At 75.1% G+C, this 15936-nt stretch carries 14 protein-coding genes; 6 read left to right on the plus strand and 8 right to left on the minus strand.

Annotation, left to right across the window (positions count from 1 at the left end):
* Window positions 1-20 precede the first annotated feature (20 nt).
* The 4 genes from ABT008_RS07270 to ABT008_RS07285 form a co-directional block, all read right to left on the minus strand.
* Window positions 21-683, minus strand: a complete 663-nt coding sequence (locus ABT008_RS07270; RefSeq protein ID WP_350694427.1) for a GntR family transcriptional regulator — start codon at window positions 681-683, stop codon at window positions 21-23.
* Between the two features lie 133 nt (window positions 684-816).
* The gene (locus tag ABT008_RS07275) at window positions 817-1662 is read right to left on the minus strand and encodes an SDR family NAD(P)-dependent oxidoreductase (RefSeq protein ID WP_350694428.1); all 846 of its coding nucleotides are present in this window, start codon (window positions 1660-1662) and stop codon (window positions 817-819) included.
* Window positions 1655-3136 (minus strand): flavin-containing monooxygenase, encoded by a 1482-nt coding sequence (locus tag ABT008_RS07280; RefSeq protein WP_350694430.1) that lies wholly within the window; start codon window positions 3134-3136, stop codon window positions 1655-1657. Before ABT008_RS07280 ends, ABT008_RS07275 begins: the two co-directional genes overlap by 8 nt.
* 77 nt (window positions 3137-3213) lie before the next feature.
* Window positions 3214-3873: a phosphotransferase gene (locus ABT008_RS07285; protein WP_350694431.1), complete on the minus strand. Its 660-nt coding sequence runs from the start codon at window positions 3871-3873 to the stop codon at window positions 3214-3216.
* Window positions 3874-3979: 106 nt separating this feature from the next.
* Here ABT008_RS07285 and ABT008_RS07290 point away from each other — a divergent pair, with 106 nt between their 5' ends.
* From ABT008_RS07290 to ABT008_RS07305, 4 genes are read left to right on the plus strand one after another with little or no spacing between them, the layout of a single operon-like run.
* Window positions 3980-4603, plus strand: coding sequence for an ATP-binding cassette domain-containing protein (locus ABT008_RS07290; RefSeq protein ID WP_350694433.1), 624 nt, complete (start codon window positions 3980-3982; stop codon window positions 4601-4603).
* Window positions 4600-5880, plus strand: coding sequence for an extracellular solute-binding protein (locus ABT008_RS07295; protein ID WP_350694435.1), 1281 nt, complete (start codon window positions 4600-4602; stop codon window positions 5878-5880). Before ABT008_RS07290 ends, ABT008_RS07295 begins: the two co-directional genes overlap by 4 nt.
* Window positions 5877-7634 (plus strand): ABC transporter permease, encoded by a 1758-nt coding sequence (locus ABT008_RS07300; protein ID WP_350694437.1) that lies wholly within the window; start codon window positions 5877-5879, stop codon window positions 7632-7634. Before ABT008_RS07295 ends, ABT008_RS07300 begins: the two co-directional genes overlap by 4 nt.
* A complete protein-coding gene (locus ABT008_RS07305) occupies window positions 7631-10000 on the plus strand; it encodes a tetratricopeptide repeat protein (protein ID WP_350694439.1) in 2370 nt (789 codons plus the stop codon). The genes ABT008_RS07300 and ABT008_RS07305 overlap by 4 nt, the downstream gene beginning before the upstream one ends.
* Before the next feature lie 63 nt (window positions 10001-10063).
* Here ABT008_RS07305 and ABT008_RS07310 read toward each other — a convergent pair whose 3' ends face one another.
* Complete coding sequence (locus ABT008_RS07310; protein WP_350694441.1) at window positions 10064-10621, minus strand: MarR family winged helix-turn-helix transcriptional regulator; 558 nt, start codon at window positions 10619-10621, stop codon at window positions 10064-10066.
* Between the two features lie 107 nt (window positions 10622-10728).
* On the opposite strand from ABT008_RS07310, the gene ABT008_RS07315 reads away from it, so the two are divergent.
* The gene (locus ABT008_RS07315) at window positions 10729-12330 is read left to right on the plus strand and encodes an LLM class flavin-dependent oxidoreductase (RefSeq protein ID WP_350694443.1); all 1602 of its coding nucleotides are present in this window, start codon (window positions 10729-10731) and stop codon (window positions 12328-12330) included.
* 21 nt (window positions 12331-12351) lie between these two features.
* Here ABT008_RS07315 and ABT008_RS07320 read toward each other — a convergent pair whose 3' ends face one another.
* Window positions 12352-12957: a GNAT family N-acetyltransferase gene (locus ABT008_RS07320; RefSeq protein WP_502890374.1), complete on the minus strand. Its 606-nt coding sequence runs from the start codon at window positions 12955-12957 to the stop codon at window positions 12352-12354.
* A gap of 132 nt (window positions 12958-13089) precedes the next feature.
* Here ABT008_RS07320 and ABT008_RS07325 point away from each other — a divergent pair, with 132 nt between their 5' ends.
* Entirely contained in the window at window positions 13090-13992 is a 903-nt protein-coding gene (locus ABT008_RS07325; RefSeq protein WP_350694444.1) for a pentapeptide repeat-containing protein, read from the plus strand.
* Here the strand turns inward: ABT008_RS07325 and rnhA are convergent.
* Both rnhA and ABT008_RS07335 read right to left on the minus strand, forming a co-directional pair.
* Window positions 13989-14468, minus strand: coding sequence for a ribonuclease HI (rnhA, locus tag ABT008_RS07330; RefSeq protein ID WP_350694446.1), 480 nt, complete (start codon window positions 14466-14468; stop codon window positions 13989-13991). The genes ABT008_RS07325 and rnhA overlap by 4 nt on opposite strands.
* A 140-nt stretch (window positions 14469-14608) precedes the next feature.
* Window positions 14609-15853: a lycopene cyclase family protein gene (locus ABT008_RS07335; protein ID WP_350694447.1), complete on the minus strand. Its 1245-nt coding sequence runs from the start codon at window positions 15851-15853 to the stop codon at window positions 14609-14611.
* Between the last annotated feature and the right edge of the window lie 83 nt (window positions 15854-15936).

Consider the following 15936-nt stretch of genomic DNA (forward strand, 5'->3'; position numbering starts at 1 on the left):
GGTACCGGTGTGCGGCGCCATCACCGGGGACCCAGGAACACGCGTGCGGAGGTGTCGATGTGCGCGGCCACGGCGGCCACCCACGCCTGCGGGTCGTCGCCGTCGAGGGCGGCGAGTTGTGCGGCGTGCTCGGTCAGGGCCGCCTCGGCCCAGCGGGGCGAGAGCCGGAAGCTCGCCTCGCCCATGCGGACCTGCCGGTCCCGCAGCCGTTGGTACAGCTCGGCGAGGATCTCGTTGCCGGCGGCGTCGACCACGGTGGCGTGGAACGCCCGGTCGGCGGCCATCAGGGCGGTCAGGTCACCGGCGGCGTGCGCGACGCGCATCTCGGCGAGCCGTTCGGCCAACCGGTCACGGATCTCGGCGCGTCGGGGCCAGATCCGCTCGGCGGCGTGCACCTCGACCAGTCGACGGGCCTCCACCACGTCGGCGATCTCGCGGGCGGACACCGGCAGGATCAACGCGCCCCGCTTGGGATAGAGGCGGACCAGCCCTTCGGTCTCCAGGCGCAGCAGCGCCTCCCGGACCGGGGTCCGGGACACGCCGGTCGCCTCGGCGATCTCGCCCTCGCTGACCAGGGCACCGCCGGGGTGCAACTGCTCCAGGATGGCGCGTTTCAGGTGGCGGTAGGCCCGTTCGGCGGCGGACGGCGCGGCGGTGCGGCCGACCACCGAGGGATGCGTCATGTATCTATCATCTGTCCGACCATGGGCGTCGATGCGATCGGGGTGACCGGTGCGGGCTTCGCGCCCCGTGTCGGCACGCGACGCACCTGTGGTGTGGCTGAGCCGCCCCGGTCCCGATGACCCGGTGGCCAGGCTAGTGCGGGCGGCGTACCCGGCTGCGGTTTTTGAGGGCGGTCAGCAGGCGGCCGTGACCGACCGGCGCGACCCGGGCCATCAGGTCCGGCAGCCGGGCCGACCAGCCGATCAGGACCCGACCCCGGCGGCGGGCCACGCCACGCAACACCGCCTCGGCGGCGGTCTGCGGGGCGATGGTGAGCAGTCGCTCGAACCGCTGCCGACCCACCTCGTACTCGGCCCGGTCGACGCCGCTGCCCACCCGGGCGTCGCGGGCGATGCGGGTGCGGATGCCACCGGGGTGCACGCAGGTCACGCCGATGCCATCGGCGGCGAGTTCGTGGCGCAGCGCCTCGGTGAAGCCGCGCACGGCGAACTTGCTGGCCGCGTAGGCGACCTGCCCGGGCGGGGCGATCAGGCCGAAGAGACTGGAGACGGTGACCAGGTGCGCCCCGGGCGCGGCCTTCAGCGCCGGCAGCAGGGCGTGGGTCAGCTGCGCCACGGCCCGGAAGTTGACCTCCATCACCCAGCTGAACTCGTCGAAGGTCACCTCGTCGAAGCGCCCGCCGAGCGCCACCCCGGCGTTGTTGACCAGCAGTCGGATCGCCGGATGCCGGTCCCGGACCTGTCCGGCGACCACCCCGGTGGCCGCCGCGTCGGCCAGGTCCACCACGTACGTGTCGACCGCCCGTCCGGGGTGTGCGGCGCGGACGGCGTCGGCCACCGCGTCGAGCCCGGCGGCGTCGCGGTCCAGCAGGACCAGTGCCGCGCCGCGCCGGGCCAGGCCGTGGGCCAGCGCCGCCCCGATGCCACCGGCCGCGCCGGTCACCACGGCGGTGCCGTCGGTGAAGTCGAACCTACGCATCGACGGCACTCCCCCGTGGCGCGCCCGCCGCGTCGAAGCGGACCCCGGCGTCGGTGACCCGCCCGTAGCGCAGCATCAGCAGGTCACGCGGATAGTTCTGGTGCAGCCGCCAGGGTGGGCGGTGCCCCTGCGACGGCAGGTGCGCCAGGCTACGGCGGACGTACCCGGAGGTCAGGTCGATCAGCGGCGCCCGCCGCCCATCGGGCGGGGCGAGCGGGGTGACCACCCGGCTCCCGGTGCGGTCCAGGTGGCGCAGCAGCCGGCACACGTACTCGGCGACCAGGTCGGACTTGAGCGTCCAGGAGGCGTTGGTGTAGCCGAGCGTCATGGCGAAGTTCGGCACGCCGGAGAGCATCATGCCCTTGTAGGCGACGGTGGCCGGCAGGTCCACGTCGGCGCCGTCGACCCGCAGCGTCATGCCGCCGAGCGCGAGCAGGTCGAGCCCGGTGGCGGTGACCACCACGTCGGCCGCCAGTTCCGCGCCGCCGGTGAGCCGGACGCCGTGCGCGGTGAACGTCTCGACGGTGTCGGTCACCACGCTGGCCCGCCCGGCGGACAGGGCGTCGAACAGGTCCCCGTCGGGCACCACGCAGAGCCGCTGGTCCCACGGGTCGTAGCGGGGTGTGAAGTGGCGGTCGACGTCGTACCCGGCCGGCAGCCGTCGGGTCACGGCCCGCCGCAGCAGCGCGCGGACCAGCCCGGGCGCACGCCGGCTGAGCTGGTAGGTGGCGGCGGTGGCCAGCACGTTCTTCGACCGGATCAGCGGGTACGCCAGGCGGGCGGGCAGGCGTCGTCGCAGCGTGTCGGCGAACGCGTCGCGGGCGGGCAGCGCCAGCACGTACGTCGGGGACCGTTGCAGCATGGTCACGTGGGCGGCCCGCCGCGCCAGCGCCGGGACCAGCGTGACGGCGGTGGCGCCGCTGCCGATCACCACCACGGTACGACCCGAGTGGTCGAGGTCGGCCGGCCAGTGCTGCGGGTGCACGATCCGCCCGGCGAACCGCTCCTGCCCCGGGAAGTGCGGGGCGTGTCCGGCGTCGTAGCGGTAGTAGCCGGTGCAGGCGTACAGGAAGTCGCAGGTGAGCACCGTGGTGTCGGCGGTGTCGGCGCGCTGCACGTGCACCGTCCAGCGAGCATGCTCGCTGTCCCACTCGGCGCGGACGACCCGGTGCCGGAAGCGGATGTGCCGGGTCACGTCGTATGCGTCAGCGGTGCGCCGCAGGTAGTCGAGGATGGTGCGGCCCTCGGCGATCGCCGTCGGGGCGGTCCACGGCGCGAAGGAGTAGCCGAGGGTGAACATGTCGGAGTCCGAGCGCACCCCGGGGTAACGAAACAGGTCCCAGGTGCCGCCGAGGTCGTCGCGGGCCTCCAGCACGGCGTACGTCTTGTCCGGACAGCGACGGCGCAGGTGGCAGGCGGCGCCGATGCCGGAGAGCCCGGCGCCCACGATGAGCACGTCGACATGGTCGGACATCGGCTCGCCTCCCGCTGGCCTGCTGGTGCCCCGGACCCTACCGGGCGGCGTGCCCGGCCCCGGGTGCCGCTGGTCGGCTACCGTCCGGCAGCGGCGAGCAGGGTCGCTGCCGGGACGAGCAGGGCCCGTTCGTCGGCGCTCTGGGTGGGGTCGGCGCGGCGTCGCGCCACGGCCGCGTCGACCAGCGGTACGGCGTGACCGTGGATCGCGCGCAGGTAGGCGTGCAGCAGGTCCCCCGCCTCGGTGGCCACCGGCTGGTCCCGGTCCACGGCGACCTGGGCGAGGATCAGGGCGGTCATCGCCACGTCCAGCCCCGGCGCGCCGTGCCGCACGTTGCGCCAGTCGATCAGCACCGGTCCGGACGGGTCGAGGACGACGTTGTCCGGATGCAGGTCCAGGTGCAGGATCCGCTCCCCCTCGTCCGCCTCGGGTAGCGGCGCGACGGCGTGCAGGCGGCGGTGCAGGTCGGCCAGGACCGCGGCGGCCGCCTCGACGTCGATCCCGCCGGTGAGCAGGGCGTGCAGCATGGTCGGGCCGGACACCCGCCGCATCACCAGGTCGGTGCCGTCGGCGTGGTGCACCCGGGGCACCGGGAAGCCGGCCGCGTACAGGTGGGCCATGAACCGGGCCTCGACGGTCACGTCGCCGCCGTCCCGGTAGCGGCGCAGCACGCGCGCGGAGTCCAGCGCGAACACGTCGGCTTCCCGGCCGGAGGCCAGTGGGGTCGGGTCCGTCACGACAGCGACGGTAGCCCGTCGGTGATGCGGTTCCACCGTGGACCGCCGGGGACACCGTGCGTGGTCGACCTGTGTCACTCTGAACGGCGACGGTAGTCCGGAGGTGATGGTCACGTTACGCACGCAGGACCTCGTCGCCGTGCCGGACGTCCCACCGCTCGACGTCGAGGTGCCGATCGGGACGACGACGGCGCTGGTCGCCGAGCCCGGCGTGGGCACCGCCCTGGCCCGGGTGGTGGTCGGCCTGGTCACGCCGATCAGCGGCCGGATCCTGGTCGGCGAGCGGGACGTCACCGATCTGCCGCCGCCGCGTCGGCGCATCGGGTACGTGCCGGCCGGCGGCGCCCTGCTGCCGCACCTGACCGTCGCCGGCAACATCTCCTACGGTCAGCGCCGCCGCCAGCGGGTGCACGACGTCGCCGACGACTGGGCGTCCACCCTGGTCAGGCGGCTCGAACTCGCCCCGACTCTGGGGCTGCGCCCGCACCAGGTCTCGGAGGCGCAGCGGTTCCGGGTCGCCCTCGCGCGGGCCATGGCGTGTCTGCCCGAGGTGCTGGTGGTCGACCTGCCCACCCCGGTCGACGGGGTGCGCCTCACCCCGCTGCTCGACCGGCTGTCCCCACCGGACTCCCCCGGCGTGACCGTGCTGCTCTGCACGGGGCACCCCGAGGTGCTGACCGAGGTGTCCGCACGGGTCCGGGTGGGGGCCGCCGACGAGGCACCGGCGTGAACCCGGCCGGGCGGCTGCGCCGCCGTACCCTGCTGCGGGCCGCCGTGACGGCGACCGTGGCCGGGGCCGCCGGCTGCGCGCGAGGCCCCCGCCCGGTGCAGGTGGCGGTGGTGTGGAGCGGCAGCGAGCTGGCCCGGTTCCGCGAGGTGGTCGACGGCTTCCCCGACCCGGTCCGGGTGATCGGGGTGGGCAACGACATCGACGCCTTCCTGACCGCCCGGATGCTCGCCGGCACCAGCCCCGACGTGGCGATCCTGCCCCGGCCGGGGCTGATCGTCGAGTACGCCCGCCGGGGGTGGCTCGACCGGGTCGCCCCGGCCAGCAGCTACCTGGCGCCGACCGGGATGGCCGACCTGCTCACCGTCGACGGGCACCGGTACGGCCTGTGGATCAAGGCGGCGCACAAGTCGCTGTTCTGGCACTTCCCGTCGACGCTGGCAGAGCCGCCCCGCACCTGGGACGCGCTGGTCGAAACGACCCGTCGGCTCGGGGCACGGCACCGGGCCGCCGAAGGCCCGGCCCCGCTGGCGATCGGTGCCGCCGACGGGTGGGTGCTCACCGACTGGTTCGAGAACTCCCTCGCCGACATCGCCACTCCCGGCCGCTACGAGGCGCTGGCCCGGGGCGAGGCCGACTGGCAGGACCGGCCGGTACGCGACGCCCTCGACCGGCTCGCCGAGCTGTGGAGCGTCGACGGCGCGTTCCCCGGCGGCGGTCGACGCGCCCTGCTCACCCAGTTCGAGGAGTCGGTGATCCAGGTGGCGCACCACCGGGCCGCCGTCATGGTGTTCGAGGCCGACTTCGTCGACGGCGTGGCCGCCCGCTTCCGGCGCGGCACCGAGCCGCTGGTCACCTTCCGGTTCCCCGGTTCGCGGGTGGCCGACCAGCCGCTGGTCGTCGGCGGCGACGCGGCGGTCGCCTTCGCCGGCTCGACCTCCGGGGTGGAGCTGGTGCGCTGGCTCAGCGACGCGGCGGCGTTCCGGCCCTGGCTGGAGGCCGGCGGCTACCTCTCCCCCAACCTGGTGGTGCCGGTGAACCGCTACCGCGACCCGCTGCGTCGGCGGCTGGCGGCGGAGTTCCAGGCCGTCGAGGCGCTGCGCTACGACCTCTCGGACCGGCTGCCGGGCACCTTCACCGGCACCGACGGCGTCGGGATCTGGCGCATCATGCAGGACTTCTTCATGGACGTGACCGACGGGGTGGCCGCCCGGGAGGCGGTCCGGCGGGCCACCGGTCAGCTCGCCGCGGCGGCCCGGGCGGCGAGGAGCGGACGATGAGCCGGGAACCCCTGCTCGGTCAACTCGCCCTGCTCGACGACGTGGGACCGCCCCGGCGCGGGCGCGCGTACCCGGCGACCGGCGCCACCTGGGCGCTGCTCGCCCCGGCCGGGCTCCTGCTCGGTGGGCTGCTGGCCTGGCCGGTGCTGCGGACGGTGCAGGCCAGCGTCACCACCGACGGGCGGTGGGTGGGCGCCGAGCACTACCGGGCCGCCCTCACCGCGCCCGGTGCCGGTGCCGCGGTAGGCCGGACCGTGCTCTGGGCGCTGCTGGTGCCGACCGTGGTCACCGTCCTGGGGTACCTGCTCGCCGCCGCCTCGCGCCGGTCCCAGGAGGGCTGGCTGGTCCGGTTCATCCTGGTGGTGCCGACCGCGTTGCCGCTGGTGGTCACCGGGGTCACGTTCCGGCTGCTCTACGACCCGGACCCACAGCGGGGTCCGGTCACCCTGCTGCTGGCCCGGCTGACCGGCACACCCGAGCAGGTGCCGCACCTGCTCGGACCACGGCTGGTGACGGTGGCGGTGATGTCGGCGTTCGTGTGGGCCTGGGTCGGGCTGGCCGTGCTGGTGTTCCGGGCCGCACTCGACACCGTGCCCGCCGACCTGGTCGACGCGGTACGCGCCTTCGGCGGCTCCCGGCGCGACGTGTTCTGGGACGCCCAGTGGCGACCGTTGATGCTGCGTACGGTGGCGGTGGTCTTCGCCCTGGTCGCCGTCGGCACCAGCCGCACCTTCGACCTGATCCTGGTGATGACGCCAGGCTCGGTCCGGGACGAGGCGTCGGTGCTGGCGCTGCGGATCTGGCAGACGTCCGGGGCGACGACCACCGGGCAGGGCGCCGCCCTGGGGGTGATCTGGCTGGTCGCGGTGACCGCCGGCATGCTCGTGGTGGCGATGTTCATCCGGCAGGCGTGGCCCCCGCCACCGCAGCCGGCCGCACCCGCCCCCGCGCCCCCGCAGCGACGACTGGTCCGCCTGCTCGCCGCGGGGGCCGCCGTGGCGTGGCTGCTGCCGCTCGGGGTACTCGCGGCCACCTCGTTGCAGAGCCCGGTGCGGGCGGCCACCGACGCCTGGTGGTCCGGGCCACCGGGTCTCGACTCGTACCGGGCGGTGCTCGGCGGGGCGGGCCTGTGGCGCAGCCTGGGCTTCACGCTGGTGCTGGCCCTGGTCGTCACCGCCGTCGTGCTCTGCGTGGCACTGCTGGCCGCGTACCCGCTGGCCTGGCTGGCCGGGCCGCCCGCCCAGGCCGTCGGACTGGTGCTGCTGGCCGCCGCGGTGGTCCCGGTGCAGGTCGTCGCGGGGCCGATCAACGAGGTGCTCGGGGTGGCGCAATCCTCCGGCACCGCACGCGGACTGGCGCTGGTGCACATCGCGCTGGGGGTTCCGTTCGCTGTGCTGGTGCTGCGCAACGCCTTCGCCGATCTGCCCGCCGACCAGGTCCGGGCCGCCCACCTCGGCGGGCGTCACCTGTGGGACACGCTGCGACGGCTGGCCCGCCACCACCGCACCGCCGTGGTGGCGGTGGCCGTGCTGGAGTTCGTCCAGGTGTGGAACGACCTGGTGGTGGGTCTGCTGTTCAGCGGCCCGGACGCCACCCCGCTCGGCTGGTTCCTGGCCGAGCAGACCCGGGGTTTCGTGACCGCCAGCGGCACGCTCTCGGCCGGATCGGTGCTCGCCTCGATCCTGCCGGTGCTGGTGTTCGTGCTGGGCCGTCGACACATCGTCGCCGGACTGGTCGCCGGAGGCGTACGGTGACCGGCCCGAGCCGGCCCACCCGGCGACCTCGCCTGCTCAGCGTGCTGCTGGCCCTCGGCGGGGTGCTCGGCGCCGGGGTCAGCGCGCTGCTCGGCAACATCACCGGCAACCTGCTCTCCGAGTTGTCCGTCACCGCCCTCGGCTCGGCCAGCCTGGGTCTGGCGGCGCTCGGCGTGGCCGCCTCCTTCCTGGTGGAGTGGCGACGTCGGCAACGGACGCCGACGCCGGCCGACGACCACGCCGTCACCCCGTCGACCGTCAACGCCCCCACCCTGCCCCGGTCGGGCGGGTTCACCGGACGCCCCGGACAGGCGGAGGCGGTGGTCGCGCTGCTCGACCCCAAGCACGCGGTGGCGGTGGTGGGTCGGCGGGGCATCGGCACCTCCTGGTGCGCGATCAGGGCCGCCGACCTGTGCAAGGACCGGTTCCCCGACGGGCAGTACTACCTCGACCTGCGCCGAGGTGGCCGGGCGCGGTCGCCCCGGGAGGTCCTCACCGCGTTGGCCCGCATCCTCGGCACCGCTCCACCGGACTCGGGACGCGCCGACGACCTCGCCGACGCCGCGGACGCGCTGCGCGGCCAGGTCGACGGCCGCAAGGTCCTGCTGGTGCTGGACAACGTGGACAGCCCGGCTCAGGTCCGCGCGCTGCTGCCGCCGACCACCCGGGTCTGCCAGCTCCTGCTGGCCGGCACCGGACGGCTCGCCGCGCTCAACGGGGTGGCCCCCTACGGGCTGGAGGAGCCCACCGCACAGGACGCGGTGGAGATGTTCGCCGTCGCCGCCGCCGGGGCGCACCGACCGCCCCGCGACGACCCGCGCCTGGACCCCGACGTCCACGCGATCGTGGCGCTGTGCGGCCGCCAGCCCCGTGCCGTGACCGCACTGGGTCGACAGACCACCAACCACGGCTGGCGACACGCCGACGTGCTGCGCGCGCTGCGCCGTGCCGCCGACACACCGCCGCACCAGCGGGTCGACTTCTCGCCGATGGCCGAGCTGGTCGTCGCGCAGGACACCGCGTACCACGCGCTCGGCGACGAGGCGCGGCGGCTGTGGCGGCTGATGGCGCTCAGCCCGGTGCCGTTGGACCGGTCGAGCATCGCCGCGCTGGCCCGACGCCGCCCGGACCGGGTCGCCGCGCTGATCGACGAGCTGGCCGACGGCGCCTTCGTGGCCGCCGCGCCCGGCGACCGGTACGAGGTACGGGACCTGCTCGCCCCGTACGCCCGGATGCACCTGCGGGCGACGGTGCCGGTGCGCCGCCGGGTGAACGCCCAGGCGCGGCTGACCCGGCACCTGGCCCGCCGGGCCGAACGGCAGGTGACCGGGCTGGCGGCGACCGGCCCGGCGGAGGCGGACCGGCGGTTGCCCACCGTCGACCCGTACGACTGGTTCACCCTGCATCAGGACCTGCTGCTGGCCGTGGTCAAGGTGCCGGCCGGCGCGGTGGAGGCGCTGCCCCGGCGGGTCCGGGGCTGGTGGTTCCGGTTGGCGGTGGCGTCGTGCGGTTGGCTCGCCCATGCCGAGCGGCGCGACGAGTGGGAGGACCTGTGCCGGACGGTGCTGGCCAACCCGACCGCCCGGCAGCGACCGGAGATCGCCGGTTGGGCCCACAACCAACTGGGCGTGGTGCTGCGGCACCGGCACGACCCGCACGGCGCGATGGCCGAGCTGAGCCTGGCGGTGACCGCGCAGGGACGCCGGGACACCGCCCAGGCCCGGATGAACCTCGGTCTTGCCCTGCTGGACCTGGGGCGGCTGGACGAGGCCGTCGCCCATCTGGAGTTGTCCCGTCGGCACCGGGCCGGCGGTGACCGCGCCGGGCAGGCCCTCAGCGACCTGGGGTTGGGTGCGGCACGGCTGGCGCGCGGCGACCGGGAGACCGCCCACGACCTGCTGGTGCGGGCGGCGAACACGTTCCGCTCGCTGGGCGACTCGCGCGGCTACGCGGCGGCGCTGACCAACCTCGTCCTGGTGCACGCCGCGATGGGCGAGTACCTGGACGCGGCCCAGGCGTGGCGGGCCGCGCTGCGCGAGTACGAGACGGTCGGCGATCCGACCAACCGGGCGGCGGCGCTGCTCAACGCGGGGGCGGCGCTGCTCGGCACCACACCGGGCCAGGCCGACCAGGCGTCGGCGTGGCTGACCGAGAGCCTGCGGTTGCGCGAGGGGGGCCGGGTCGACGCCGGGTTGGGGCGGACGCTGTTGCACCTGGGCGACGCGGAGGCCGCACGGGAACGCCACGACATCGCCCGCCGACACTGGATCGACGCGTCGGCGGTCTGCGAGTCGGTCGGCGACGAGGATGGTCAGCGGGCGGCCGACGATCGCCTGGCCGGCACCCCCGGGTCGACGTCGGGTTGATCCGGCGGGCTTGCGGGCAGCGCTGCAGGAGTGGGTGTACTTGGTGATCCGCACGACGTGACGCTATGCGGATCGGCCGCCGGGCGTGGTCCCGCGACGGCGTCGGCGGGCGGACGGGTCGTCGGCTGCCGCCTCGACCGCCTGGCACAGGTCCACCAGCGGGTCGTCGGCCTGCGCCGCGCAGGCCACCTGCCTGAGCAGGTCCCGCAGTTCGCCGCGCTGCGCGGGGGTGAGCGCCTGGAGCAGTCGCGTCTCGACACCCGCCAGTGCCTCGCGCCGACGTCGGGCCGCGTCGCGTCCGGCGTCGGTGAGGGTGACCAGGCGGCTGCGACGGTCGGCGGGGTCGGGACGACGCACCACCAGCCCGTCGCGCTCCAGGTCGTCGATCAGGTACGTCAGGACGGTGCGGTCGATGCCCAACTCCTCGGCGACGGCTCCCTGGTTGCGGGCGGGCTCCCGGTCGGCGGCGACGAGCACCTGATAGCCGCGCGGGCCGCCGGGCAGGTCACCGGCGACGTGGTCGGCCGCGCGGATGTAGGCCCGGAAGACGACGCCGAGCATCCACCCGAGGTCGTCGGTGATCGGGTCGGTGCGGGGATCACTGGCCTGCGGACCGGTCATGCCCACAGATTAACCCAGATCACAGATTTTATTTAGCAAAGATGTTCTGTTCGCAATAACATCTGTGGCACGGGGTGATCGCCTCGTGAACGGGAAGGAAGGCAGACATGAGCGACTACGGGCACCCCCTGACCTTCGGGTCGTTCCTGACGCCCGGCAACGCCGACCCGGCCGGGCCGGTCGGCCTGGCCATGCTCTCCGAGCAGGTCGGGCTGGACCTGGTGACCTTCCAGGACCACCCCTACCAGCCGGCCTTCCTGGACACCTGGACGCTGCTCAGCTTCGTCGCCGCGCGTACCGAACGGGTGCGGCTGGCCGCCAACGTGACGAACCTGCCGCTGCGACCGCCCGCCGTGCTCGCCCGCAGCGTCGCCTCCCTCGACCTGCTCAGCGCCGGTCGGATCGAACTCGGGCTGGGTGCCGGGGCGTTCTGGGACGCCATCGAGGCGATGGGTGGTCGACGTCTGACCCCGGGCCAGGGCGTCCGGGCCCTGGAGGAGGCGATCGAGATCATCCGCCAGATATGGGACGCCGACGCCCGTGGCGGTGTCCGGGTCGACGGCGAGTTCCACCGGGCGGTCGGCGCCAAACGCGGTCCGGCGCCCGCCCACGACGTCGGCATCTGGCTCGGCGCGTACAAGCCCCGGATGCTCGCGCTGACCGGGCGGCGGGCCGACGGCTGGTTGCCCTCGCTGGCCTACCTGCAACCCGGGGACCTGGCCAAGGGGAACACGATCATCGACGACGCGGCCACCGAGGCCGGCCGGTCGCCGGGCGACGTACGACGGCTGCTCAACGTCAACGGGCGGTTCGCGGCGACCGGTCGCGGGCCGCTGGACGGCCCGGCCGAGCAGTGGGCCGAGGAGCTCGCCGACCTCGCCCTGACCGACGGCGTCAGCACCTTCATCCTCGGCACCGACGACCCGGACGATCTGCGGCGGTTCGCGGCCGAGGTGGCGCCGGCCACCCGGGAGCTGGTCGCCGCCGAGCGCGCCTCCGGTCGCGGTGGCGGCACGCCCGCGCCGGCCGACTCGCCGCCGGGTGAGACGACCCCGACCACCGCCACACGGACCGCCCGGCCGGCGCGCCCCCGGGCCGTGCTCGGGTCGAGCGCCTTCGCCGTGGTGCCCACACCCGACGACGGCGTACGCCGCAGCGACGTCCGGGTCTGGGACGAGTCGGCCCGCCCCACCGGCCCGGCACCGGACCCGACGCGCACCTACACGGCACACGAGCAGGCCGGCGCCCAGCACCTGATCGACGTGCACGACGGCCTGCGCAGCGAGCTGGCCCAGATCCAGGACCTGATCGAGCAGGTCGCGGCCGGGCTGGTCGACGTGGGCACCGCCCGGTCCCACATCAACACCATGACCATGCGGCAGAACAAGTGGACGCTGGGCACCTACTGCGAGTCCTACTGCCGGGTGGTGACCACGCACCACACCCTCGAGGACCGTGCGCTCTTCCCGCACCTGCGCCGCACCGACCCGCGACTCACGCCGGTGATCGACCGGTTGGAGGCGGAGCACCACGCCATCCACGACGTGCTGGAAGGTGTCGACCGGGCACTTGTCGCGTTCGTCGCCACCCCGGACGGGATGGCCGAGCTGCGCGCCGCCGTCGACCTGCTCAGCGACACGTTGCTGTCGCACCTGGCGTACGAGGAGCGGGAGCTGGTCGAGCCGATCGCCCGCCTGGGCGCGCACTGACCGGCGGCGGGGCCGTCCCCGTCAGGCTGCGGGTGCCCGGCGCATCCCCCACACCCGGGGGCCGCCGTCGGGCACCCGCACCTCACCGGTGACCAGGAAACCGAGCCGCCGGTAGAAGCCGACGTTGCTCTCCGACGAGGTCTCCAGCACCACCGGGAGGTGCGCGCGCGCCGCGTCGGCCAGCCCCGGCCCGAGCACCCGGGAGCCGAGACCGCTGCCCCACCGGTCGCGGCGCACGCCGACGGTGGCCAGCAGGTACGCCGGGTCCGCGGTGCGAAGTGGGGCACACGCGGCCTCGGCGGTCACGGCGGCCTCGTGCCGGTCGCCGGCCAGCTCCGCGTTCCGGGCGGCGAGGTCGGCCCAGATCTGGTCCGGTACCGGCCGGTCCGGTCCCAGCCACACCGCGACCGCGACGATCCGACCGGCCGGTTCGGCCGCCGCCCACACGTCGCCGTACGGCAGGCCCACCGCTTCGACGGTGAGGGCGAACAGCTCGGTCAGCCGCTCCCGGTGCCGGTCCGCCGCCACCGTCCAGGCGGTCCACGGGTACCCGTCGAACGCGTCGGCCAGCGTCTGCGCCGCCTCGGCCACCTCGCCGGCCGCCAGCCGCCGTACCCCGATCTCCATCCGTCGTCCCTCCCCCGTCGGCACCGGCAGGCATCCTCGCACGTCGTCCCCGCTCCGGCGGACGCCATGCGGTGACGGAGCGACCGACAGGGGCGGGGACAATCGTGCTGTCGGACGAGGCGGGGAGGTCGGGTGTCACAGTCCACGGGGTCGGCCGGAGCGGACGGGGAGACGCACCGCAGCGGCGCGGACGACCGGCTGCGGGCCGACTGTGCGCGATGCTTCGGGCTCTGCTGCGTGGCCCCGGCGTTCGCCGCGTCGGCCGACTTCGCGGTCGACAAGCCCGCCGGGCAGCCCTGCCGCCACCTGCGGACCGACTTCGCCTGCGACATCCACGTCGACCTGCGTGCTCGTGGCTTCCCGGGCTGCACGGTCTTCGACTGCCACGGGGCCGGCCAGCGTGTCGCGCAGGAGACCTTCGGCGGCCGGGACTGGCGGGCCGCCCCGGAGACCGCACCGCTGATGTTCGACGTCTTCGCGGTGATGCGTCCGCTGCACGAGCTGCTCTGGTACCTCACCGAGGCGTTGGCCCTGCGGCCACCCGCCGCGCTGCGCGAGGAGCTGGCCGCCGCGCTCGCCGAGACCGATCGGCTCGCCGGGGGCAGCCCGCAGGAGCTGCTGGCCGTCGACGTCGAGACGCACCGGGGGGAGGTCAACCGGCTGCTGTCGCGTACCGGCGACCTGGCTCGGGCCCGTGGCGGCGCACCGGGCGCGGACCGGCGTGGCGCCGTGCTGGTCGGCCGCGACCTGCGCCGGACCGACCTGCGGGGGGCGAACCTGCGCGGCGCGGTGCTGATCGGCGCCGACCTGCGCGGGGTGGACCTGACCCGGGCCGACCTGACCGGCGCGGACCTGCGCGGGGCGGCGCTGGACGGAGCCGACCTGACCGGTGCGCTGTTCCTGCACCAGTCACAGGTCGACGCCGCGCGCGGCGACAAACTGACCCGGCTGCCGGATCGGGTGACCCGACCGGCGCACTGGTCGGCGCTGTCGCTGACCCCTCGTCCGGCGGGCCGCCGGCCGAGGCGACGCTAGCGGCGGGCCGCGGCGACGGCCGCCCGCGCCTCGGTCATCCCCTGGTTGGCCAGCGCGTCGGCCCGCTCGTTCTCCGGGTGCCCGTTGTGGCCCTTGACCCACAGCCAGGTGACCTGGTGCCGGGCGCAGGCCGCCTCCAGCCGCTGCCACAGGTCGGCGTTCTTCACCGGTTGCTTCGCCGCGGTCCGCCAGCCGTTGCGCTTCCACGAGGCCAGCCAACTGGTGATGCCGTTGCGGACGTACGTGCTGTCGGTGTGCAGCTCGACGGTGACCGGCCGGGTCAGGCTCTCCAGGGCCTCGATGGCGGCCATCAGCTCCATCCGGTTGTTGGTGGTCGGCGTCGCCTCACCACCGCAGAGCTCCCGCTCGTGGGAACCGTAGCGCAGCAGGACACCCCAGCCGCCCGGGCCGGGATTGCCGCTGCACGCGCCGTCGGTCCAGATCCGCACCACCCGACCGGCCGCCTCGTCCACCATGGGGCAAACCTACCGAAGGCTTGCCCGGCGGCCGGGCCCGGCACCCCGGTCGACAGGCACCCGCGCGGCGGCTGAGCGCGGCGAGACGTGGGCGCCACCGGGCGGGCGAGCGCGGCGGGACGTCGGCGCGACCGGGCGGGTCAGTGCGGCGGGGCCTCCGCGTCCGACGGTCCGACCACGGCGGGCGGGACCGTCCAGGCCGGACGGCGCCCCGGCGCGATCCGGTCGCGGAGCCGACCGGCCGCGTCGGCCACGCCGGCGGTCACCATCGGCAGCGTCCGGGTGGAGCGCATCACCGCCAGATCCTCGGCGCGGGTGGTGCAGCCGTCGAGGAACCGCAGCACCCGTGACGCCGGGTTACGGTCGAACAGCCGACCGAAGAACTCCGGACCACCGACCAGGTCCCGGTCCAGGGCCCGCAACGCCACCGCGTCCATCCAGCGGTGCCGAGGCGGGTACGCGGACGCCGGCACCGGGTCCCGCCCGGCGGCCACCGCCCGGGCCACCTGCTCGGCCTGCCGGTGCATGGCGGAGAAGGTGAAACCGGTCGACGGTCGGGTGGCGCCGCCGGCGGTGCCGAGCCGGACCACCCGGGGCGAGGGGCGGGCCACGAACGGCCCGTCGGTCATCGGGATGACGCCGTTCTCCACCTCGGTCACCGTGAGCCGGGCCGGGTCGAGCCCGAGCAGGTCCCGATAGCCGTGCAGCGCCGTGTCGTACGCCGCCGAGGTGAGCAGGTCCGGTCCGAACTCGGTGTACTCGACGAGCGCGTACCGGCTGTCGACCGGCAACACGTAGCCGAACGAGACGCCCCGCGCCGGCTGCGGGGTGCGGAAGTCCATCAGCACGGCCCGTTCCGGGTCGAACACCGGCCGATCCGCCGCCAGCCACCAGCCACGGAAGTGCTGCAACCAGTTCGTCCGACCGGGTCGTCGCGGTGGCCGGGGCCGGGAGTCCAGCACCCAGGCGGCGCACAGCGGACCGTCGCCGGTACGCACCACCACCCGGTCACCGTCGTCGTGCACCTCCTCGGCACCGGCGACGATCCGGCGTACCCCGAGACGCCGTTCCGCCTCGGCGGCCCGGTCGTAGATCGGGCCGGAGCGCAGCATCGCGTACCGCAGGGGGGCCAGGTCCAGGGTGCGGTGCGTGCCGGGCGTGACCACCTCGACCTGCGTCCAGCTCGCCGTCAGCAGCTCGTCCAGGTCGTTGCCGGGCTCGTCCCAGAACGCCCAGGTGCGGTCCTGGCCGCGCCGGTGCACCGGGTCGACGACGGCGATCCGCAGGTCGCGGACGCCGTGCCGGGCCAACGCGGCCAGCACCAGCGAGGCGGCGCCGCCCCCGCCGACGAGGGCGAGGTCGACGTCGACCGGCGCGGAACTCATCCGGTCACGCTGTCACACCGGCCGTGCCGTGGTGGTGTCAGGCCCCGAACCGGGGCGGCGCGACGGTCGATAGGGTCACCGGA

Source organism: Micromonospora sp. NPDC002389, assembly GCF_040296095.1.
In the GTDB taxonomy this organism is placed as follows: domain Bacteria; phylum Actinomycetota; class Actinomycetes; order Mycobacteriales; family Micromonosporaceae; genus Micromonospora.